20 protein-coding genes are annotated in these 19,091 nt (G+C 71.3%); 7 read left to right on the top strand and 13 right to left on the bottom strand.

All coding sequences use genetic code 11. The features are described from left to right. Positions 1-41 precede the first annotated feature (41 nt). Positions 42-1,613, top strand: a complete 1,572-nt coding sequence (locus E0493_RS07975; protein ID WP_160936399.1) for a putative bifunctional diguanylate cyclase/phosphodiesterase — start codon at positions 42-44, stop codon at positions 1,611-1,613. 102 nt (positions 1,614-1,715) lie between these two features. Continuing rightward, on the top strand, positions 1,716-3,146 hold the full coding sequence (cysS, locus tag E0493_RS07970; RefSeq protein WP_160936398.1) for a cysteine--tRNA ligase: 1,431 nt from the start codon (positions 1,716-1,718) through the stop codon (positions 3,144-3,146). A 56-nt stretch (positions 3,147-3,202) separates the two neighbouring features. Here cysS and E0493_RS07965 read toward each other — a convergent pair whose 3' ends face one another. Next, the gene (locus tag E0493_RS07965; protein ID WP_160936397.1) at positions 3,203-4,069 is read right to left on the bottom strand and encodes a protein-methionine-sulfoxide reductase heme-binding subunit MsrQ; all 867 of its coding nucleotides are present in this window, start codon (positions 4,067-4,069) and stop codon (positions 3,203-3,205) included. A 165-nt stretch (positions 4,070-4,234) separates the two neighbouring features. Here E0493_RS07965 and copM point away from each other — a divergent pair, with 165 nt between their 5' ends. After that, entirely contained in the window at positions 4,235-4,606 is a 372-nt protein-coding gene (gene copM, locus E0493_RS07960) for a CopM family metallochaperone (RefSeq protein WP_235913644.1), read from the top strand. A 79-nt stretch (positions 4,607-4,685) separates the two neighbouring features. Next, positions 4,686-5,510, top strand: a complete 825-nt coding sequence (locus E0493_RS07955) for an RNA methyltransferase (RefSeq protein ID WP_160936396.1) — start codon at positions 4,686-4,688, stop codon at positions 5,508-5,510. Between the two features lie 12 nt (positions 5,511-5,522). On the opposite strand, the gene E0493_RS07950 is transcribed toward E0493_RS07955, so the two are convergent. Next, positions 5,523-6,233 carry a DUF6544 family protein gene (locus E0493_RS07950; protein ID WP_160936395.1) on the bottom strand — a complete coding sequence of 237 codons (711 nt, stop codon included), beginning with the start codon at positions 6,231-6,233 and terminating at the stop codon, positions 5,523-5,525. A gap of 100 nt (positions 6,234-6,333) precedes the next feature. On the opposite strand from E0493_RS07950, the gene E0493_RS07945 reads away from it, so the two are divergent. After that, positions 6,334-7,551 (top strand): MFS transporter, encoded by a 1,218-nt coding sequence (locus E0493_RS07945; RefSeq protein WP_160936394.1) that lies wholly within the window; start codon positions 6,334-6,336, stop codon positions 7,549-7,551. A gap of 39 nt (positions 7,552-7,590) precedes the next feature. Here the strand turns inward: E0493_RS07945 and thiL are convergent, their stop codons facing one another. From thiL to rpiB, 10 genes are read right to left on the bottom strand one after another with little or no spacing between them, the layout of a single operon-like run. Next, a complete protein-coding gene (gene thiL / locus E0493_RS07940) occupies positions 7,591-8,559 on the bottom strand; it encodes a thiamine-phosphate kinase (RefSeq protein ID WP_160936393.1) in 969 nt (322 codons plus the stop codon). A 55-nt stretch (positions 8,560-8,614) separates the two neighbouring features. Then, on the bottom strand, positions 8,615-9,118 hold the full coding sequence (gene nusB / locus E0493_RS07935) for a transcription antitermination factor NusB (protein ID WP_160936392.1): 504 nt from the start codon (positions 9,116-9,118) through the stop codon (positions 8,615-8,617). Further along, positions 9,115-9,597, bottom strand: coding sequence for a 6,7-dimethyl-8-ribityllumazine synthase (gene ribH, locus E0493_RS07930; protein WP_160936391.1), 483 nt, complete (start codon positions 9,595-9,597; stop codon positions 9,115-9,117). Before ribH ends, nusB begins: the two co-directional genes overlap by 4 nt. Next, positions 9,594-10,718, bottom strand: a complete 1,125-nt coding sequence (gene ribB, locus E0493_RS07925; protein ID WP_160936390.1) for a 3,4-dihydroxy-2-butanone-4-phosphate synthase — start codon at positions 10,716-10,718, stop codon at positions 9,594-9,596. The genes ribH and ribB overlap by 4 nt, the downstream gene beginning before the upstream one ends. After that, positions 10,715-11,347: a riboflavin synthase gene (locus E0493_RS07920; protein ID WP_160936389.1), complete on the bottom strand. Its 633-nt coding sequence runs from the start codon at positions 11,345-11,347 to the stop codon at positions 10,715-10,717. The genes ribB and E0493_RS07920 overlap by 4 nt, the downstream gene beginning before the upstream one ends. Continuing rightward, positions 11,348-12,484, bottom strand: a complete 1,137-nt coding sequence (gene ribD, locus E0493_RS07915) for a bifunctional diaminohydroxyphosphoribosylaminopyrimidine deaminase/5-amino-6-(5-phosphoribosylamino)uracil reductase RibD (RefSeq protein ID WP_235913643.1) — start codon at positions 12,482-12,484, stop codon at positions 11,348-11,350. Then, positions 12,481-13,014 carry a GNAT family N-acetyltransferase gene (locus E0493_RS07910; RefSeq protein ID WP_160936388.1) on the bottom strand — a complete coding sequence of 178 codons (534 nt, stop codon included), beginning with the start codon at positions 13,012-13,014 and terminating at the stop codon, positions 12,481-12,483. Before E0493_RS07910 ends, ribD begins: the two co-directional genes overlap by 4 nt. A gap of 49 nt (positions 13,015-13,063) precedes the next feature. After that, complete coding sequence (nrdR, locus tag E0493_RS07905; protein WP_160936387.1) at positions 13,064-13,525, bottom strand: transcriptional regulator NrdR; 462 nt, start codon at positions 13,523-13,525, stop codon at positions 13,064-13,066. Positions 13,526-13,552: 27 nt separating this feature from the next. After that, positions 13,553-14,857, bottom strand: coding sequence for a serine hydroxymethyltransferase (glyA, locus tag E0493_RS07900; RefSeq protein ID WP_160936386.1), 1,305 nt, complete (start codon positions 14,855-14,857; stop codon positions 13,553-13,555). Positions 14,858-14,861: 4 nt separating this feature from the next. Continuing rightward, positions 14,862-15,326, bottom strand: a complete 465-nt coding sequence (rpiB, locus tag E0493_RS07895; protein WP_160936385.1) for a ribose 5-phosphate isomerase B — start codon at positions 15,324-15,326, stop codon at positions 14,862-14,864. Between the two features lie 236 nt (positions 15,327-15,562). On the opposite strand from rpiB, the gene E0493_RS07890 reads away from it, so the two are divergent. Together E0493_RS07890 and hemB are read left to right on the top strand one after the other, a co-directional pair. Beyond that, complete coding sequence (locus tag E0493_RS07890; protein WP_160936384.1) at positions 15,563-16,864, top strand: O-acetylhomoserine aminocarboxypropyltransferase/cysteine synthase family protein; 1,302 nt, start codon at positions 15,563-15,565, stop codon at positions 16,862-16,864. After that, complete coding sequence (gene hemB, locus E0493_RS07885; protein ID WP_160936383.1) at positions 16,861-17,889, top strand: porphobilinogen synthase; 1,029 nt, start codon at positions 16,861-16,863, stop codon at positions 17,887-17,889. The genes E0493_RS07890 and hemB overlap by 4 nt, the downstream gene beginning before the upstream one ends. 232 nt (positions 17,890-18,121) lie before the next feature. Here hemB and E0493_RS07880 read toward each other — a convergent pair whose 3' ends face one another. Then, positions 18,122-19,069 (bottom strand): aldo/keto reductase, encoded by a 948-nt coding sequence (locus E0493_RS07880; protein ID WP_160936382.1) that lies wholly within the window; start codon positions 19,067-19,069, stop codon positions 18,122-18,124. Positions 19,070-19,091: the final 22 nt, after the last annotated feature.

The raw sequence follows: 19,091 nt of genomic DNA, 5'->3' as shown, positions 1-19,091 counted from the left end.
CGCAATCCGCCGCGCAGAGGGACCAGGAGGGACCATCGCCCATGACGCAGAGCCTGTTCGCGGCGCCCCCTGCCCGCCGGCCCCGCGCGCCCCGAGGCTGGCACTGGCCTTCGCCGCACCGCCCCCCGCCCGCCGCCTTTGTCACCCCGCTCGCGGCGGTGGCGGCGCTGGTGACCGCGCTGGTGCCGCCTGGAAGCTACCTCCTGGCGCAGGAGGCGCCGGGCGCCGCACTTCCCGCCGCCGCCCTGGTGCTGGCCGGCAGTGGCGGCCTCGGAGCGCTGGTATTTCTGCTGCTGCGCATGTCGCCCCTCCGCGCCCTGTCGGCCGCCCTCTGTCACGCCGCTCATCTTTCCTCCCACGACCCGCTGACCGGGCTGCCCAGCCGCGCCGCCTTCCTGGAGCGGCTTGCCAAGGCCGCGCTGGTCGGGAACGGCGCGCTGGCGGTCCTGCTGATCGACCTCGACCGCTTCCGGTCGGTGAACGATGCCCTCGGCCAGGCGGCCGGCGATTCGCTGCTTCGGGCGGTTGCGCAACGGCTCTCCGAGAGCCTGCGGCCCGGCGAGACGCTGGCCCGCCTCGGTGGCGACGAGTTCGGGGTGCTGCAGGCCGGCGCGCAGCCGGAAGCGGCGGCCGCTTTGGCCGAAAGGCTTCTCGCCTCCTTCGGCGCACCCTTTTTCCTGGGGGGCGGCCCGGTCGAGATCGGCGCCAGCATCGGCATCGCCGTCGGCCACCGGGACGGGTCAGGCGACGTTCTCCACCTGCTCCAGCAGGCCGACCGCGCGATGTCCCAGGCGAAGCAGCAGGGCCGCGCCGGCTTTTGCCTCTTCACGCCCGAGCTGGGGGCGCAGTGGCAGGAGCGGCACGGGCTCGAATGGGACCTGCGGCGCGCTTTGGCCGGGGGCCAGTTCCGGCTGGAATACCAGCCGCTGGTCTGCCTGGCTTCGGGGCGGGTGCTGGGCGCCGAGGCTTTGCTGCGCTGGCACCGGCCTGGCCATGGCGAGATCCCCCCTGATCAGTTCATCGGCCTCGCCGAGGAGATCGGGCTGATCGGTCCGATCGGCGCCTGGGTGCTTCAGGAGGCCTGCCGCGAGGCCGCTGGCTGGCCGGCGCCGCTTGGCATCGCCGTCAACGTCTCCCCCCTGCAGTTCCGGCTCCCCGACCTTTACGGGACGGTGAAGGCGGCGCTGCAGCAGGCCGGGCTGGCGCCGGAGCGGCTGGAACTGGAGATCACCGAGGGCATCCTGATGCGCGACACACGGGAAACCCTGGAAGTCCTCTGCCGCCTGCGGGATCTCGGCGTGCGTCTCGCCATGGACGATTTCGGCACCGGCTATTCCAGCCTCGGCTATCTCAACCGCTTTGCTTTCGACAAAATCAAGATCGACCGCAGCTTCGTGCGGCATCTCACGAACGATCCAAAGGCCAAGGCGGTGGTTCATGCGGTGATGGGCCTCAGCCAGACGCTGGGCATCCGCGCGCACGCGGAAGGCGTGGAGAACGACGAGCAGGCCGAGTTGCTGCGCCAGGAGGGTTGCGAGGAGGTCCAGGGCTATCTCTACGGCCGCCCCATGCCGCCCCAGCAGTTCGCCACGCTTTTCCGGCAGGCCTCCTGACGCGCAGGGCAGTGGGAGCGAGCAGTGGGAGGTTGACGGGGAGCGCCGATCTGGCGCACCAACCGCCCCTGTTTCCACAGCTCAGCCCGACAAGGCAGCCTGATGACCGAACTGGCCTTCCACAACAGCGCCACGCGCCGGCGGGAGACGTTTGTCCCGCTCGATCCGGAGCATGTGCGCCTCTATGTGTGCGGCCCGACGGTCTATGACCTGGCCCACCTGGGCAATGCGCGCCCGGTCGTGGTGTTCGACGTGCTGGCGCGGCTGCTGCGGCGGCGCTTTCCCCGCGTCACCTATGTCCGCAACATCACGGACGTTGACGACAAGATCAACGCGCGCTCACGCGAGAGCGGCGAGCCGATCGCCGCCATCACCGCCCGCACCACGGCCGACTTCCACCGCGACATGGCCGCGCTCGGCTGCCTGCCGCCTGACGAGGAACCGCGCGCCACCGATAACATCGACCGCATGGTCACGTTGATCGAACGGCTGATCGCCAACGGCAATGCCTACGAGGCCGAGGGGCACGTGCTCTTCGCGGTGCCGAGCTATGCCGCCTATGGCGCGCTGTCCGGCCGCTCACCGGAGGAGATGCTGGCCGGCGCCCGCGTGGACGTCGCCCCGTACAAGCGCGACCCCGGCGACTTCGTGCTGTGGAAGCCCTCCGAGCCGGAACTGCCGGGCTGGGAGAGCCCCTGGGGCCGCGGCCGGCCTGGCTGGCACATCGAGTGCTCGGCCATGTCCTGGCGCTATCTCGGCACCGACTTCGACATTCATGGCGGCGGGCACGACCTGCTCTTCCCGCACCATGAGAACGAACTGGCCCAGTCCGTCTGCGCCTTTCCCGGCAGCCGCTTCGCCCGCTACTGGCTGCACAACGGAATGCTGCTGGTGAACGGCGAGAAGATGTCGAAGTCGCTCGGCAACTTCCTGACCGTGCGCGACATCCTGGCAGCCGGTGCCTGGGCGGGCGAGGCCTTTCGCCTGCTGCTGCTCAAGACCCACTATCGCGCCGCCCTCGACTACACCGCCGAGCGGCTGGAGGAGGCCAAGGCGGAGCTGGACGACTTCTACGCCCTGCTCGCCCGCGACCTCCCCGCGCCCGAGGCGGACGACCCGCTGGTGGGGGAGATGGCGGAATGGGCGCTCGAACCCCTGGCCGACGACCTGAACACCCCCCTTGCCCTCACCCGCCTGCGCGACCTGCGGACGCTGGAGAACGTGGCCACCGTGGGCGGCTCGGCGGCAACGGTGCTGTCCCGCATCGGCAAGGCCTGGCAGCCGGAATCGGGTACCGCGGCGGCGGCGATCCGTCAGGCCGCCGAGGTGCTCCGCCTGTTCGGAAGCGACCCGGTGGCGTGGCGCCAGGGTGGCGGCGGGGATGAAGCCGCCATCGAGTCCGCCATTGCCGCACGGCTGGCCGCCCGCACGGCGAAGAACTGGGCCGAGGCCGACCGCATCCGCGGCGAGTTGGCCGCGCAGGGCATCATCCTGGAGGATGGTCCAGGCGGCACCACCTGGCGGCGGGGCTGAAAACGCCCCTGCGCCCCGCGTCCTGCGCTCCGTGGGCCAGGTTCAGCGGGCCGGGTTCAATGAGCTGGTCGGGCGGCCGGCAGGCGGTCGCGCAACTGGCGTGCCGCCCGCAGCAACACGGCGCCGCCGCCGGCGATCCCGACCCAGAGCGCCGGACGCAGGCCAAAGCTGACGTCGAAATTCGCCTCCAGCACGGCCAGTGGCGGCACGCCTGTCGCCACGGCATACCAACCGGCCTCCAGCAGCGCCGTTCCGAGGGCGGCGCCCAGGGCCAGCCCGCCCAGCCGCAGCAGCCCCGGCGCACCGCCCTTCGGCGCCACGGCCCGGTAGCCCATCAGCCAGAGAAAGAGCCCGGCCATCAGCATGGCCTCAGTGACGTCGATCTTCGACTGCAGGGCGAAGTGCACCAGAGCCAGCACGCCGATGCCGTAGACGATACGGTGCAGCCGCTGCCACCGCCGCCCTCCAAGCCGCCGCACCCATCCGTCCGTCGAGGTGACGCCCAGCGCCGCCAGCCCCAGCAGGGCGACGAAGCCGATGGCCAGGTAGAAGCGGAGCACGATTTCGCTGGCGACCTTCACGAGGTTCCAGTCCAGGTCCAGCGCATAAAGGGTCAGGTGCAGCACGGCATAGGCGAGCGCCCCGAGCCCGACCATGCGGCGCACCAGCATAAGGCGCGGCCAGCGCAGCATCTGCTTCAAGGGCGTGATCAGCAGCGAGAGCAGCAGGATGCGCACGGCCCAGAGGCCCGCCTGATGGACCGCCTCCATGATCGGCCGCGCACCCAGGTTCCCCTGCGCCGCCAGCCAGGCGGTCCAGAGTGCCGGGAGGGCGAGGCCCAGCAGCACGCCCAGCTTCAGCGGCGAGAACTGGCCCTGGCGGTCACGCCAGGGCGGCAGGATGCGGCGGTGAGGCTGGGCCATCAGGTCTCCGGCACCGGCTGTGGGTCACAGGCATTTAAGGCGCGCTGCCCATCCTGACAGTGGTCCGCAGTGTTACCGAGCATTTCCTTGCGTCGCCGGGCCTTGCATTCCCCCCCTGGAAGGGTGGCATCTGGCCGGAGAATCCCGTCACGACCGGAGAACTTGATGACCCGCATGTTTCTGGCGACCGGCGGCCTCCTCGCCGGCCTGGTTCTCGCCAGCCCCGGGCAGGCGCAGCATGCCGGCCAGGCTGCCCCCGGTGGTGCGAGGCCGGAGGCTTCCGCCAGCACCGAGTATCGCGCTGCCGCCGAGCGGATGCGCCGCGACCTGAACCTCCCCGTCACCGGCGATCCCGACCGCGACTTCGCGGCCGGGATGATCGCGCATCATCAGGGCGCCATCGACATGGCGCGGGTGCAGCTTCGCTACGGGAGGGATCCGGTGCTGCGGAAGATGGCGGAGGAGATCATCGCGACCCAGGAGCAGGAAATCGCCGTGCTGCGCACCTATCTGGAGCCGCCGCCGCGCCGGCGCTGAGCGTCCGGCCCTTTCGCCGGGCGCCGCGGGGCGCTATCGGGGGCAGCCTGCCCTGGCAACCCTTGAGGATGATCCGCCCATGACCGGCCGCGACGGTGGCGCCGACCTGAAGCCATTGCCCGGCGAGAGCCCGATCGTCGTGCTGGTGCGGCCGCAACTGGCCGAGAACATCGGCACGGCGGCGCGCGCCATGGCGAATGGCGGGCTGTTCCACCTGCGGCTGGTGGCCCCGCGCGACGGCTGGCCGCTGGAGCGCGCCTGGTTCGCCTCCTCCGGCGCCGACCGGATCCTCGAGGCGGCGACGGTGCACGCCAGCGTGGCCGAGGCCGTGGCCGACTGCCACCGCGTCTTCGCCACCTGTCCGCGCGCGCGCCATGTCATCGCCCCCTTGCGCACGGCCCGTTCCGCGGCGGAGGACCTGGTGGAGATCTGCCGCGGCCGTGGGCTGCGCAGCGCCGTGCTGTTCGGCCCCGAGCGCGCCGGGCTGGAGAACGAGGACATGGCCTGTGCCGACACCTGGGTGCGCTACCCCCTCAACCCCGACCACATGTCGCTCAACCTCGCCCAGGCGGTGATGATCCTGGCCTATGAGTGGTGGAACGCCGCCGAGGACAGCACGCCGCCGCGCCAGCTCGTCACCAACGAGACGCGGGTGGCCACCAAGGGCGAGCTGGAAGGCTTCCTGACCCGTCTGACGGCCGAGCTGGACGCCTGCGGCTTCCTCGACAACCTTCCAAAGCGGCCGGGCATGGTGCGCAACCTGCGCCACTGGTTCCAGCGCGGCGAGGTGACGGAGCAGGAGCTGCGCACCCTGCATGGCGTGGTCACCGAGCTTTCCCGCGGTAGGATGCAGCGCGGCCGCCCTGCGGCGGAAGACCCGCCGCCCCCCTGGGGCGCAGCCTGAGCGCCGCTGGCCTCAAGCGATTTCCCAACTTCGCAGAACACCGCTCCAGGTGGTGAAGGGGCGCCCCTCGATCACCCAGTCCACCTCGGCGGCAAAGGGAATCCAGCGCCCCTCGTGCTGGCGATAGTCGCCGAAGCGGCCGCGCCAGGGCCGCTCGACGAAGCCCTCCTCCTCCTCGCGCGGGCGGTCCTCCGCCCTTGCCTCGACGATTCGCCCTTGCGCATCAAGCCGCAGCGTGACCTCGCCGCGCGCCGCGCCCTGCCCGGCGCCGACGCGGAGGCTTCGTCCGTCCAGCTCCTGCCAGTCCAGCTCGGGGTTCAGCAGGATGGCATCGGGCGCCCAGGCGAGCTCCGCCAGGTAGCGCATGATCTCACCCTTGGTCAGCGCCGGGCTCGCCGTCGCGCTGCCGAGCGGGATGACGCGGAGGAGGCGTAGATCGAGCCTTGGCTCGCTCCCCTCCAGCGCATCCACCACGGAAACGCAGCCGAGCGGCCCCACATTGGCGCGCCAGGAGAAGGCGCACCGCCGGAGATCGATGCTCTGGGCGGCCGAGAAGCGCAGTGGCCGCGCCCCGGGCGATCCCCGCATCGTGCCGGACTGCGCCAGGGAGACCCCGGAAAGCCACGGCCCGCCGGTGGCGCCGAGGCGCTGCGCCAGCACGCTGGCGGCGCCGGGCAGCGGCGGCACGGCCTGGGTTGACGGATCGGAGAGCCGGGTTTCCATGCAGACCGCCCATCAGGGACCCTGCTGGCCTGTCGCCGGCGCTTGGCAGACCATCTGCCCTGCCTTGGCCGTAGCCCCTGCAATGATCCTATAAGACGGCATGACCAAGGAAGCACAAGCCGCCTCGCCGGCGGTACTCCCAAATGAGCGCGGAAACGTCGCCCGGCTCGCCATCGCCCAGGCGCTGGCTGGCGCGAATGCCACCATCGTCTATGCGACCGGCGCGGTCGTCGGCAACACGCTGGCGCCGGACAAGGCCCTGGCCACCCTGCCGATCACCATCTTCGTGGTCGGCATGGCGGCCTGCACCCTGCCCGCCGGCGCCGTGGCGCAACGCCACGGCCGCCGCGCCGCCTTCCTGCTGGGAACCGGCTGCGGCGTGCTGGTGGGCCTGCTCGCGGCCCTGGCGGTGACGCTGGGCTCCTTCTGGCTGTTCTGCCTCGCCACCTTCTTCGGCGGCGCCTATGCCGCCGTGGTGCTGACCTTCCGCTTCGCCGCCGCCGATTGCGTGCCGGCCACGAGGCGGGCGCGGGCGATCTCCGCCGTCATGGCCGGCGGCGTCTTCGCCGGAGTGATCGGGCCGCAGCTGGTCACCCACACCATGGACCTCTGGCCGCCCTTCCTCTTCGTGCCGACCTACCTGGCCCAGGCCGCGGTGGCGGTGCTCTGCGCCCTGGTGCTCGCCGGCGTCCGGCTGCCAAAGCCGAAGGCAGGCGATTCTGCCGAGCGCGGGCGCCCGCTCGCCGAGATCGCCCGCCAGCCGCGCTTCATCAGCGCCGTCACCGCCGGGGTGATCTCCTATCTCATCATGAACCTCGTCATGACCTCGGCCCCCCTGGCGATGCGGCTCTGCGGCCTCTCGCAGGATGACGCGAATCTCGGCCTGCAATGGCATGTCATCGCCATGTACGGTCCCTCCTTCATCACCGGTCGCGTCATCGCGCGCTTCGGCGCGCCGCGCGTGGTTTCGGTCGGCCTGCTGCTCACCGCCTGCGCCGCCGTTGTCGGCCTCACCGGCATTACGGTCGGCCACTTCTGGCTGACGCTGATCTTCCTGGGCCTGGGCTGGAACTTCGGCTTCGTCGGTGCCTCGGCCATGGTGGTGGAGTGCCACCGGCCGGAGGAGCGCACCAAGGTGCAGAGCCTGAACGACTTCCTCGTCTTCGGCCTGATGGTGGTCGGCTCCTTCGCCTCGGGCGGGCTGCTGAACAGCTATGGCTGGGAAATGGTCTGCTGGGTGTCGCTGCCACCGCTGCTGATCGCCGTGGCGACCCTCTGGGCCACCGGATCCTTCCGGACGCGGCCGGTCACCCCCTGAGCCGGGCGCGGCGCCGGGCGGCCGCCCGGCGCCGCGCCATCAGAAGTGGCTCCAGCCGCCCCCGTCGAGCCGCAGCATCTCCCCCCGCGCGTCGCGCACCGCCACCACCGCCTCGCCGGGCACGAACTGGCCGATGCGCGTGACATCCACGCCGCAGGCCGCCGCCCGCGCGGCGACCGCCGCCGCCGCCGCCGGCGGGGCCGCGAAGAGCAGCTCATAGTCGTCGCCACCGGTCAGCAGGCGCGGCAGCAGCGCCGGGCGCTGGGCGACCAGCGCCGCTGCCGGGGCCGACAGCGGCACCGCCGCCGCCTGCAGCGCGGCGCCGCAGCCCGCGGCACGGCAGAGGTGGCCGAGGTCCTGCACCAGCCCGTCCGAGACATCCAGCGCCGCCGTGGCCAGCCCGGCAAGCGCCTGCCCGAGCGCCAGCCGAGGCCGCGGCAGGCGGTAGCGCCCGGCGAGATGGCCCTCGGCATCGGCGGGCAGCTCGCCCTGCAGCACCGCGAGCCCCAGCGCGCCGTCGCCGATGCTGCCGGAGACCCAGACGTCCTGCCCCGGCGCCGCGCCCGTGCGCCGAAGCGCCCTGCCGGGCGCGACATGGCCGAGGATGGTCAGGGAAAGCGTCACCGGCCCCGGCGTCGAGACGGTGTCGCCGCCCAGCAGCGAGACGCCGAACTCCGCCTGATCCTCCCGCAGCCCGGCGGCGAATGCGGCAAGCCAGGAACTGCCGGTGCCGCGCGTCAGGGCGGTGGTCATGAGGTAGCCGAGCGGAGCAGCACCCATGGCGGCGAGGTCGGAAAGGTTGGTGCGCAGCAGCTTGCGGCCGATGGTCTCCGGCGGATCGTCGGGCAGGAAGTGCACGCCGGCCACCATGGCGTCGGCCGCCAGCACCAGTTCCCGCCCCGCCGGCGGGGCCAGCACGGCCGCATCATCAGTGAGGCCGAGCGCGCCCGGCCCGGCGAGCGGCCGGAAATGCCGGGCGATGAGCTCGAATTCCGGCGGCAGCGTCATCGGCGCCCTCCCTCTCCGCGGGACTGCCGGGGCGCGCGGGCCCCAGCCCAGCCTCTCAGCGCCGGAACTCGTCCGGGCGCAGGCTGCGCGCCAGGGCGTCCAGCACGCCATTGGCGAATCGTGGCTCGTCGCCGCTGAAGAAGCCGTGCGCGATGTCCATGTATTCGTTGATCACCACGCGGGCCGGCGGTTCGGTGCCGGAGGACAGCTCGAAGGCGGCGGCGCGCAGCAGGGCGCGCAGCACCGGGTCGAGCCGCGCCACGGTCCAGTCCTTGGCGAGATGGCCGGCGACGATCTCGTCCAGGCCGTCGGACTGGCGCGCCACGCCGCGCGCCAACTCGGCAAAGAGCGGCACGTCGGCCAGCGGCACGCGGCCATCCTCGTAGCCGCCGGCATCGGGGCCGATGCGGTGGCGCACGAACTGGTCGATCACGGTCTCGGCGGTCTCGCCGGTCTGCTCGCTCTGGAACAGCGCCTGGATGGCGGCGACGCGCGAGCCGGTGCGCGGGCGGCCCTGCACGTTCGGGCGGCGGGTCGGCTTGCCGGAGGTGGTGCTCATCGCAGGCCCCACTTGCGCGCCAGGGCGACCTGGCCGAGCACGGCATGCGCCGCCTCGGCGCCCTTGTTGTGGCGGTCCTCGGCGCTGCGGGCCTCGGCCTGGGCCAGCGTCTCGACGGTCAGGAGGCCAAAGCCGAGCGCCAGCCCGGTCTCGCCGCTGATGTCCATCACACCCTGGCAGACCGCCTCGCAGATGAACTGGTAGTGGTCGGTCTCGCCCTTCACCACGCAGCCCAGCAACAGGAAGCCGTCCCAGCCCGGAGCGACCTTCTGCGCCATGCGCAGCGCCGCTGGCAGCTCATAGGCGCCAGCGACGTCCACCACCTCAAGCGTGGCGCCGGCCTCGGCGCAGACGCGCTGGGCGCCGCGCCGCATGCCGCCAACCACCGCCTCATAGTAGGGCGCCTGGATCAGCAGGATGCGCGGTGGAGGTCCGGGAATGGCGGGGGTGGCGCGCTCCGGTGCGTCGATCGTACTCATGCGGCGCCTTCCTCAATCGGTCGTGTCTCGGCCACGGTCAGGCCGTAGCCTTCCAGGCCAACAATGGCCTTGGGATGGTTGGTCAGCAGGATCATCTCGTGCACGCCGAGGTCGGCCAGGATCTGGGCGCCGATGCCGTAGTCGCGCAGCTCGCGCTGCACGGGAAGCTGGCGGCCGTCGCGCACCCGCTCGGACAGGGCCGTGGGGCTGACCTCGCGGATCAGCACCACCACGCCGCGCCCCGCCTCGCCGATTTCGCGCATGGCGGCCTGCAGCCCATGCGGGCCATGCGGGCCGACAATGTCGGTGAACAGGTTCACGGCATGCATGCGCACCAGAGCCGGGCCGCCGCGCGAAAGGTCGCCCTTCACCAGCGCGATGTGCTCTCCGTATTCCAGCGCGTTGGCATAGACGATGATGCGCCATTCGCCGCCCGGCGCCTCGGGAAGCGCCCCTTCCTGCACGCGGCGGACCAGCCGTTCGGTGCGGCGGCGATGGCCGATCAGGTCGGCGATGGTGCCGAGCTTCAGCCCGTGGTGCTGGGCGAAGGCCACCAGGTCCGGCATCCGGGCCATGGTGCCGTCCTCGTTCATGATCTCGCAGATCACGCCCGCCGGGTTCAGCCCGGCGAGGCGGGCGAAGTCCACCGCCGCCTCGGTATGGCCGGCGCGCACCAGCGTGCCGCCCTCGCGCGCCACCAGCGGAAAGACATGGCCGGGGGTGACGATCTCGTCCCGCGAGGCTTCGGGGTTGATGGCGACGGCCACGGTGCGGGCGCGGTCGGCGGCGGAGATGCCGGTGGTCACCCCGTCCCGCGCCTCGATGGAAACCGTGAAGGCGGTCTGGTGGCGGGTGCCGTTGCTCTGCGCCATCAGCGGCAGGCCGAGCTGCTCGACGCGGTTCTTGGTCATCGCCAGGCAGATCAGGCCACGCGCATGGCGCGCCATGAAGTTGATGGCGTCGGGCGTCGCGAACTGCGCGGGGATGACGAGGTCGCCCTCGTTCTCGCGGTCCTCGTCATCCACCAGGATGAACATGCGGCCACGGCGGGCCTCCTCCAGCAGTTCCTCGGTGGGGCTCAGGAACTCGGCGAAGGAGGTGCGGCTCGTCAGGACGGTCATGCGGTGAGATCCTTCGCGTTGAACTGACGAAGCCGTGCGACGTAGCGCGCCAGCATGTCGATCTCGACGTTCACCGGCTGGCCCGGCCGCAGCTCGCCCAAGGTGGTCACGGCTGCGGTATGGGGGATCAGGTTGACCCCGAAACTGGCGCCCTCGACCTCGTTCACCGTCAGCGAGACGCCCTCGACGGTGATCGAACCCTTGGGCGCGACGAAGGGCGCGAGGCCTTGCGGAAGCTGGAACAGCATGCGCAGCGAGCCATTCTCCGGCGTCGCGGACAGCACCTCCGCGACGCCGTCCACATGGCCGGAGACGACATGGCCGCCCAGCTCGTCACCCATGCGCAGCGCGCGCTCCAGGTTGATGCGGCTGCCCGCGCGCCAGCGGCCGAGCGTGGTCCTGGACAGGGTCTCGCCCGAGACCTCGACGGTGAAGCGGTTGGTCTCCAGCGTGACAACGGTCAGGCAGCAGCCGGAGCAGGCGATCGAGGCGCCGATCGCGGCGCCTTCCAGCCAGCCCTCGGGCGTCTCGATGGCCAGGCGCATGTCATGGCCCTTGCCATCTTCCCCTGCGCCGATGGGCTCGATGGCGGCGGCGATGCCGGTGGCGGTGATGATGCCGGTGAACATTCAGGCAGCCCCCGATCCTTCGCTGACGAACTCGCTGAGCAGGTCCGGCCCCAGCGGCGCCAGGCCGACGCGGCGATATCTGGGCATGGCGGCCAGAACCTCCAACGGCAGGGCGTCCGCGGCTGGGCGCCCATCGGCGCCCATGATCGCCGGAGCATGGAACCAGGCGAGCCGGTCCACCAGCCCGGCGCGCAGCAGCCCGGCGGCAAGGGCCGCGCCGCCTTCTGCCAGCACGCGCGTCAGGCCGCGCGCGGCCAGCGCCCGCAGCAGGGCGGCGACGTCGAGCCCGGGGCCATGCCCGGCCGGCGGCACCTCGATGATCTCGGCGCCCGCCGCCTGCAGCGCCTCGCGCGGCGCGTCCGGGTGGCCGGCGCGGGTGGCGATCCAGACCGGGCCTCGCCCCTGGAACATGCGGGCCGTGGGCAGCATGCGCAGCCGCGCATCGGCCACCACACGCACGGTGGGCACGGGGGCGAAGCCGGGGATGCGGCAGGAAAGATCGGGGTCGTCGGCCAGGGCGGTGCCGCTGCCGACCAGCACGGCATCGTGACGGCCGCGCAGCGCATGGGCGGCGCGGCGGGCGGCGGATCCGGTGATCCACTGGCTCTCGCCCGTGCGGGTGGCGATGCGGCCGTCGAGCGTCGTGGCCAGCTTCAGCGTCACCAGCGGGCGGCCTTCCTCCAGCCGCGTGATGAAGCCGGCATTGAGCATCCGTGCCTCGGCCTCCAGCACCCCCACCGTGACCGCCACGCCGCCGGCCTGCAGCCGCTCCAGCCCGGCGCCATCCACGCGCGGGTCGGGATCGCGCAGCGCCACCACCACGCGCGCCACCCCGGCGGCGACCAGCGCATCCGTGCAGGGGGGCGTGCGGCCCCAGTGGCAGCAGGGCTCCAGCGTGACATAGGCGGTGGCGCCCCTGGCCGCGTCGCCGGCGCGCTTCAGCGCCTCGGTCTCGGCATGGGGGCGGCCGCCAGGAGCTGTCCAGCCGCGCCCCACCACCGCACCGCCCTTGACGATGACGCAGCCGACCGAGGGGTTCGGCCAGGTGTTGCCCAGCCCGCGCGCGGCCAGCGCCAGCGCGGCGCGCATATGCGCCGCGTCCCGGGCCGGATCGGGCGGGTCGGGCGGCGCGCTCATGCCGTGGCGCTGACCGGCGCCGCCAGCGGCTTGGCCAGGATGCAGTGCGGCAACTGCACGCGCAGCACCGGCTCGCTGCGCCGGCCCGCCGCCAGCATCGCGTAGCCACGGCGCCGGAACAGGCCCAGCGCGCGGAGGTTGCCGCTCGGCACCCGGATCCGCAGCTTCGCGGCGCCCTCGGCGGCGAGCAGGGCTTCCATGGCCTCCAGCAGCGCGGAGCCGATGCCCTGGCCCGCCGCCTGCGGCGCAACCCAGAGCCCGGTGAGGCGGGCGGTTCCCTCTTCGACGGCCCGCTCGGCGAGGATGCAGCCCAGCGGCTGCTCGTCTTCATCCTCGGCCATCAGCAGCGGACCACCTTCGGAGAACAGCGCGCGGAAGCGCACCGCATCGGCGCCCGCCCGCAGGCCCGCGGGAACCAGCGCCACCGCTCCCTGGGCGAAGGCTTCCGCCGCCAGGGCCGAAAGCGCCGCATGGTCGGCCAGGCGGGCCGACCGCAGCGGCACGCTGCCGGGGAAGGAGATGACGGACATGCCCCCGGCCGCCAGGGCCGCGGGATGGAAAAGCTTCACCACGATGCGTTCAGCCGTTGTCGTTTGGATCCAGCGAGCCAAGAAAAGCCTTGAAGTCCTTGGCTTCGCTGAAGTTTCGATAGACCGAGGCGAAGCGCACATAGGCCACCTGGTCGAGTTCCTTGAGCGTCTCCATCACCATCTCGCCGATGGCGCGGCTGCTGATCTCGCTCTCGCCCTCGGCCTCCAGCCGTCGCTGGATGCCGTTGACGATGCGCTCCACCCGGTCCTCGTCCACCGGCCGCTTGCGCAGCGCGATGCGGATGGAGCGGGCAAGCTTGTCCCGGTCGAAGGGCACGCGGCGCTCATCCGCCTTCACCACCGTCAGCTCGCGCAGCGTGACGCGCTCGAAGGTGGTGAAGCGGGCCCCGCAGGAAGGGCAGGAGCGCCGGCGGCGGATCGCCGCCCCGTCATCGGCGGGGCGGCTGTCCTTCACCTGCGTATCCTCACTGCCGCAGAAGGGACAGCGCATCGCCTTCGGCCCTCCTGCCCGTCCAGATCAGGCGCGGTAGATCGGGAAGCGGTTGCAGAGTTCCAGCACCCGTGCACCGACTTCCTTCTCCACCGCCGCGTTGCTCTCCGGGTCGTTGGCGCGGGAAAGGCCGGTCAGCACCTCCCCGATCATGCGGCCGATCGCGCGGAACTCCGCCTCGCCAAGGCCGCGGGTGGTGCCGGCCGGCGTGCCGAGGCGGATGCCGGAGGTCACGGCGGGCTTCGCCGGGTCGAAGGGAACCGCGTTCTTGTTGCAGGTCAGGTGGGCGCGGCCCAGCGCAGCCTCGGCGGCCTTGCCGGTCAGGTTCATCGGGCGGAGGTCCACCAGCATCAGGTGGTTGTCGGTGCCGCCGGTGACGATGCCGGCGCCCTGGGCGACCAGCTCGGCCGCCAGCGCCCTGGCATTGGCCACCACGGCCTGGGCGTAGGCACGGAACTCGGGGCGCAGCGCCTCGCCGAAGGCCACCGCCTTGGCGGCGATCACATGCTCCAGCGGGCCGCCCTGCAGGCCGGGGAAAACGGCACTGTTGAACTTCTTGGCCAGCGCCTCGTCGTTGGTGAGGATCATGCCGCCGCGCGGGCCGCGCAGCGTCTTGTGCGTGGTGGTGGTGACGACATGCGCGTGCGGGAACGGGCTGTCATGCGCGCCGCCGGCCACCAGCCCCGCGAAATGCGCCATGTCCACCATGAAGTGCGCGCCCACCTCGTCGGCGATGGCGCGGAACCGGGCGAAGTCCCAGGCGCGGGAATAGGCCGAGCCGCCGGCGACGATCACCTTGGGGCGGCTCTCGCGGGCGATGCGGGCCACCTCCTCCATGTCGATCAGGCCGCTCTCGCGGCCCACCGTGTAGGGCGCCACCTTGAACCACTTGCCGGAGTAGTTGACGTGGCTGCCATGGGTCAGGTGCCCGCCGGCGGCGAGGTCGAGGCCCATGAAGGTGTCGCCTGGCTGCATCAGCGCGAAGAACACGGCCATGTTGGCCTGCGCGCCGGAATGCGGCTGCACGTTGGCGAAGGCGCAGCCGAAGAGCCGCTTGGCGCGCTCGATGGCCAGCGTCTCCACCTCGTCCACGAACTCGCAGCCGCCGTAGTAGCGCTTGCCCGGCAGGCCCTCGGCGTACTTGTTGGTCAGCACCGAGCCCTGCGCCTCCAGCACCGCGCGGGAGACGATGTTCTCCGAGGCGATCAGCTCGATCCCGTCCTGCTGCCGGGTCAGCTCCTTGCCGATCAGCGCGGCGATCTCGGGGTCGGCCTCGGTCAGCGGCGCGGCGAAGAAGCGGCCGGTGCCATTCGCGGGGGACAGCTCGTTCATGGGTTCAGGCCTCCTGCGGCCGCGCGCCGGGCGTCAGCTTGGCGATGCGGCGATCATGCCGGCCGCCCTCATAGGGCGTGGTGAGGAAAGCGGAAAGCGTGTCGAGCACCACTTCCGGCCCCATGGTGCGGGCGCCGAAGCAGGCGACGTTGGCATCGTTGTGGGCGCGGGTCAGCCGCGCCTCGGTGGTGTTGTGCAGGACGACGGCACGGATGGCCGGGTGGCGGTTGGCCGCCATCGCCATGCCGATGCCGGTGCCGCAGACCAGCACGGCGAACCGCGCCTTGCCGGTGGTGATCGCGTCGGCAACCGGATGGGCGAAATCGGCATAGTCGCAGCTCGCCGCGCCATGGGTGCCGAAGTCGAGCACAGGATGGCCAGCCGCCTCCAGCGCGGCCCGCAGGCTGTCCTTCAGGGCGACACCGGCATGGTCGGCGCCGAGGGCGATGGGGATGCTGGCCGGATTCATGGCGCCTCCGTTACCACGCCTTGTTGATCGGGGGAACTCGGCCCACCACGGGCTGTGCGCAACCCCGTCATGTGCGTCCAGGTAGGCAGCGGCGGGCGGCCGCGCCAGGGTGGGCGGGCGGATCCGCGACGGCGGTCCGATACAGCCTGCGCAGAGGGCACGGGCGCGGCGCCCCCTTCCCTGCGCCCCCCGCCGCATGGCACCAAAGCGCGGAGAAGAACGACGGGAGGCGCAGCATGGCCGAGTTCACCCACCCCGAGACCATCGCGCTGCACGCCGGCTGGCGCGCGGACCCGACGACCGGCTCGGTCGCGGTGCCGATCCACCAGACCACCAGCTACCAGTTCCAGGACACCGGCCACGCCGCGCGGCTCTTCGCGCTGGAGGAACTGGGCAACATCTACACCCGCATCATGAACCCCACCGTGGATGTGCTGGAGAAGCGCATCGCGGCGCTGGAGGGCGGCGTGGCGGCGCTCGGGCTGGGGTCTGGCCAGGCGGCCAGCACCTTCTGCGTGATGAACCTCTGCGCGGCGGGGGACAACATCGTCTCTTCCACCGCCATCTATGGTGGCACCTGGAACCTTTTTGCCAACACTCTCAAGCAGTTCGGGATCGAAGTTCGCTTCGTGGATCCGGCTGATCCGGAAGCTTTCGCGCGCGCCTCGGACGCCCGCACCCGTGCTTGGTACGCCGAGACCCTGCCCAATCCGGCGCTGGAGGTCTTCCCGATCGCCGAGGTCGCGGCCGTCGGGCGCAAGCTCGGCATTCCGCTGATCATGGACAACACCGCGGCGCCGGTGCTCTGCCGCCCGCTGCAGCACGGTGCCGCCATCGTCATGCATTCCACGACCAAATGGATCGGCGGGCATGGCACCAGCATCGGCGGCATCGTGGTGGATGGCGGCAACTTCGACTGGGCGGCGCAGGCCGACCGCTTCCCCACCCTGAACCAGCCCGACCCCTCCTACCACGGCGCGGTCTGGACGGAAGCAGCCAAGCCGCTCGGCCCCGTCGCCTACATCCTGCGGATGCGAACCTGCCTGCTGCGCGACATCGGCGCCGCCATGAGCCCGATGAGCGCCTTCCTCTTCCTTCAGGGGCTGGAAACCCTGCCGCTGCGGATGGAGCGGCAATGCGCCAACGCGCTGCGCGTCGCCGCCTACCTTTCCGGCCACCCGGCTGTCGCGCGCGTCATTCATCCTTCGGTTGCTCAGGGCGAGGCCCGGCGGCGGGCGGAGGCGCACCTGAAAGGCGGCCTCGGCAGTCTGCTCGGCTTCGAGCTGAAGGGCGGCATCGAGGCGGGGCGCCGCTTCATCGAGGCGCTGCGGCTCTTCTATCACGTGGCCAATATCGGCGACGCACGCAGCCTCGCGATCCATCCCGGCACCACCACCCACAGCCAGCTTTCGCCCGAGGAGCAACTGGCGGCGGGCGTCACGCCGGGCTATGTCCGGCTCTCCATCGGCATCGAGCATATCGACGACATCCTGGCCGACCTCGACCAGGCGCTGGTCGCCGCAGGAGAGACTGCATGACCGCTCCCGCCACGGCCGCCCACCACGGCGCTTGCCACGGGGCTTTCCCCGCCCTCCGTCCCCGCCGCAACCGCTATGACGCCTGGACGCGGCGGCTGGTGGCGGAGAACCATCTTTCGGTGGACGACCTGATCTGGCCGATCTTTGTCATGGAAGGGCGTGAAACGGTCACCGAGGTGGCCTCGATGCCGGGCGTGCAGCGGGTGACGCTGGACCGGCTGGAGGCGCATGTGGCGCCCGCGGCGGAGCTGGGCATCCCTGCCCTGGCGCTCTTCCCGGTGACGCCGGCCGAGAAGAAGAACGCCGAGGGCACCGAGGCGCGCAACCCCGAGAACCTGATGTGCCGGGCTTCCCGGCTGCTGAAGGAGAAGTTTCCGCAGATCGGCCTGGTCGGCGACGTGGCGCTCGACCCCTACACCGACCACGGCCACGACGGCGTCATCCGCGACGGCTATGTGGACAACGACGAATCCCTGGAGGTGCTGACCGCCCAGGCCGTCGTGCAGTCGCAGGCCGGGATCGACGTGATCGCCCCCTCCGACATGATGGATGGCCGCGTCGGCGCCATCCGCGCCGCGCTGGATGCCAGGGGGCTGATCCACACGCGCATCATGTCCTACGCGGCGAAGTACGCCTCCGCCTTCTACGGCCCCTTCCGCGACGCGGTCGGCTCCGGCGGCGCGCTGAAGGGTGACAAGAAGACCTACCAGATGGACCCCGCCAACTCGGACGAGGCCCTGCGCGAGGTGGCGCTGGACCTTTCCGAAGGTGCGGACATGGTGATGGTGAAGCCGGGCATGCCGTATCTGGACATCATCCAGCGCGTGAAGGAGCGCTTCGCGGTGCCGACCTTCGCCTATCAGGTCAGCGGCGAATACGCGATGATCATGGCCGCCGTACGCAACGGCTGGCTGGACCATGACAAGGCGATGCTGGAAAGCCTGCTGGCCTTCAAGCGGGCCGGCGCGAACGGAGTGCTGACCTATTTCGCCATCGAGGCGGCGCGGCGGATGCGGGCCGGCTGACACCTTTCCCGCGGCCTCTCATCCGACGCAGGAACATCCTGTAAGGCGTTGGTTTTTCGTCTTTTACGGGGCGCGCCCCTCGTCACAGCAGGCAGAAAAAGGCCGGGCGCGGGTGGACTCCTCGCTTGGCCTTCTCCTCTCGGCCATCCTGTTGGCCGTCCTTCCTCCGTCCTGAACAAAGCTGCCTGAGGCGCTGATTATCAAGCAACGCGGCAGGGCGCGCAGCCAAGGGTCAGCTCGCCTGGTTCAGCTGCTCGATATCCTGCGCATCAAGCCGCATGTCGGCGGCGCCGATCAGGTCCTCCAGCTGCTCCAGGCGGGTGGCGCTGGCGATCGGGGCGGTGATTCCAGGGCGCGCCATCATCCAGGCCAGAGCCACCTGCGCCGGCTTGGCCCGGTAGCGCGCGGCCACCTCGTCCAGCGCCGCCAGAACACGGAAGCCGCTCTCGTTCAGGTACTTCGCCACGCTGCGTTCCCCGCGCGGGCTCTTCCCCAGATCGGCCTCCGAGCGGTACTTGCCGGTGAGGAAGCCGGCGGCGAGCGAGAAATAGGGGATCACCCCCAGCCCTTCCGCCCGGCAGAGCGCCTCCAGCCCGGATTCATAATGGGTCCGCTCGACAAGGTTGTAATGCGGCTGCAGGCTTTCGTAGCGTGGCAGCCCATGCTTCGCGCTGGCTTCCAGCGCGGCTCTCAGCCGCAGTGCCTCGTAGTTGGAGGCGCCGATGGCGCGCACCTTGCCGGCCTTGATCAGCTCCGCATAGGCGCCGAGCGTCTCCTCCAGGGGGGTGTCCGGGTCGTCCTTGTGGGACTGGTAGAGGTCGATGACGTCGGTCTTCAGGCGGCGCAGCGAGTCCTCCACGGCCTGGCGGATGTAGGCGGGGGCGAGGCCCTTGCGGTCCGGCCCCATCTCCATGCCGACCTTGGTCGCGATGATGACGCGGTCGCGCTTGCCGCTGCGTGCCAGCCAGTTGCCGAGAACCGTCTCGGACTCCCCGCCCTGGTGGCCGGGCGCCCAGCGCGAATAAACATCCGCGGTGTCGATGAAGTTGAAGCCTGCCTCCACGAAGCGATCGAGCAGGCGGAAGGAGTCCGCCTCGCTGGCCGTCCAGCCGAACACGTTGCCGCCGAAGCAGAGTGGCGAGACCTTCAGGCCCGAGCGGCCGAGGGGGCGCATGTCCATCGTCAGCTTCCTTCCATCGGTG

The organism is Teichococcus coralli, from assembly GCF_009829925.1.
Lineage (GTDB): Bacteria > Pseudomonadota > Alphaproteobacteria > Acetobacterales > Acetobacteraceae > Pseudoroseomonas > Pseudoroseomonas coralli.
The sequence above is the reverse complement of the archived record's forward strand: the minus strand, read 5'-3'. Positions and strand labels throughout refer to the sequence as shown.

Bases quoted from the DNA above. Each gene is read 5' to 3' on its own strand.
- E0493_RS07975 (WP_160936399.1), top strand. From the start codon at position 42: ATGACGCAGAGCCTGTTCGCGGCGCCCCCTGCCCGCCGGCCCCGCGCG.
- cysS (WP_160936398.1), top strand. From the start codon at position 1,716: ATGACCGAACTGGCCTTCCACAACAGCGCCACGCGCCGGCGGGAGACG.
- E0493_RS07965 (WP_160936397.1), bottom strand. From the start codon at position 4,069: ATGGCCCAGCCTCACCGCCGCATCCTGCCGCCCTGGCGTGACCGCCAG.
- copM (WP_235913644.1), top strand. From the start codon at position 4,235: ATGACCCGCATGTTTCTGGCGACCGGCGGCCTCCTCGCCGGCCTGGTT.
- E0493_RS07955 (WP_160936396.1), top strand. From the start codon at position 4,686: ATGACCGGCCGCGACGGTGGCGCCGACCTGAAGCCATTGCCCGGCGAG.
- E0493_RS07950 (WP_160936395.1), bottom strand. From the start codon at position 6,233: ATGGAAACCCGGCTCTCCGATCCGTCAACCCAGGCCGTGCCGCCGCTG.
- E0493_RS07945 (WP_160936394.1), top strand. From the start codon at position 6,334: ATGACCAAGGAAGCACAAGCCGCCTCGCCGGCGGTACTCCCAAATGAG.
- thiL (WP_160936393.1), bottom strand. From the start codon at position 8,559: ATGACGCTGCCGCCGGAATTCGAGCTCATCGCCCGGCATTTCCGGCCG.
- nusB (WP_160936392.1), bottom strand. From the start codon at position 9,118: ATGAGCACCACCTCCGGCAAGCCGACCCGCCGCCCGAACGTGCAGGGC.
- ribH (WP_160936391.1), bottom strand. From the start codon at position 9,597: ATGAGTACGATCGACGCACCGGAGCGCGCCACCCCCGCCATTCCCGGA.
- ribB (WP_160936390.1), bottom strand. From the start codon at position 10,718: ATGACCGTCCTGACGAGCCGCACCTCCTTCGCCGAGTTCCTGAGCCCC.
- E0493_RS07920 (WP_160936389.1), bottom strand. From the start codon at position 11,347: ATGTTCACCGGCATCATCACCGCCACCGGCATCGCCGCCGCCATCGAG.
- ribD (WP_235913643.1), bottom strand. From the start codon at position 12,484: ATGAGCGCGCCGCCCGACCCGCCCGATCCGGCCCGGGACGCGGCGCAT.
- E0493_RS07910 (WP_160936388.1), bottom strand. From the start codon at position 13,014: ATGTCCGTCATCTCCTTCCCCGGCAGCGTGCCGCTGCGGTCGGCCCGC.
- nrdR (WP_160936387.1), bottom strand. From the start codon at position 13,525: ATGCGCTGTCCCTTCTGCGGCAGTGAGGATACGCAGGTGAAGGACAGC.
- glyA (WP_160936386.1), bottom strand. From the start codon at position 14,857: ATGAACGAGCTGTCCCCCGCGAATGGCACCGGCCGCTTCTTCGCCGCG.
- rpiB (WP_160936385.1), bottom strand. From the start codon at position 15,326: ATGAATCCGGCCAGCATCCCCATCGCCCTCGGCGCCGACCATGCCGGT.
- E0493_RS07890 (WP_160936384.1), top strand. From the start codon at position 15,563: ATGGCCGAGTTCACCCACCCCGAGACCATCGCGCTGCACGCCGGCTGG.
- hemB (WP_160936383.1), top strand. From the start codon at position 16,861: ATGACCGCTCCCGCCACGGCCGCCCACCACGGCGCTTGCCACGGGGCT.
- E0493_RS07880 (WP_160936382.1), bottom strand. From the start codon at position 19,069: ATGGACATGCGCCCCCTCGGCCGCTCGGGCCTGAAGGTCTCGCCACTC.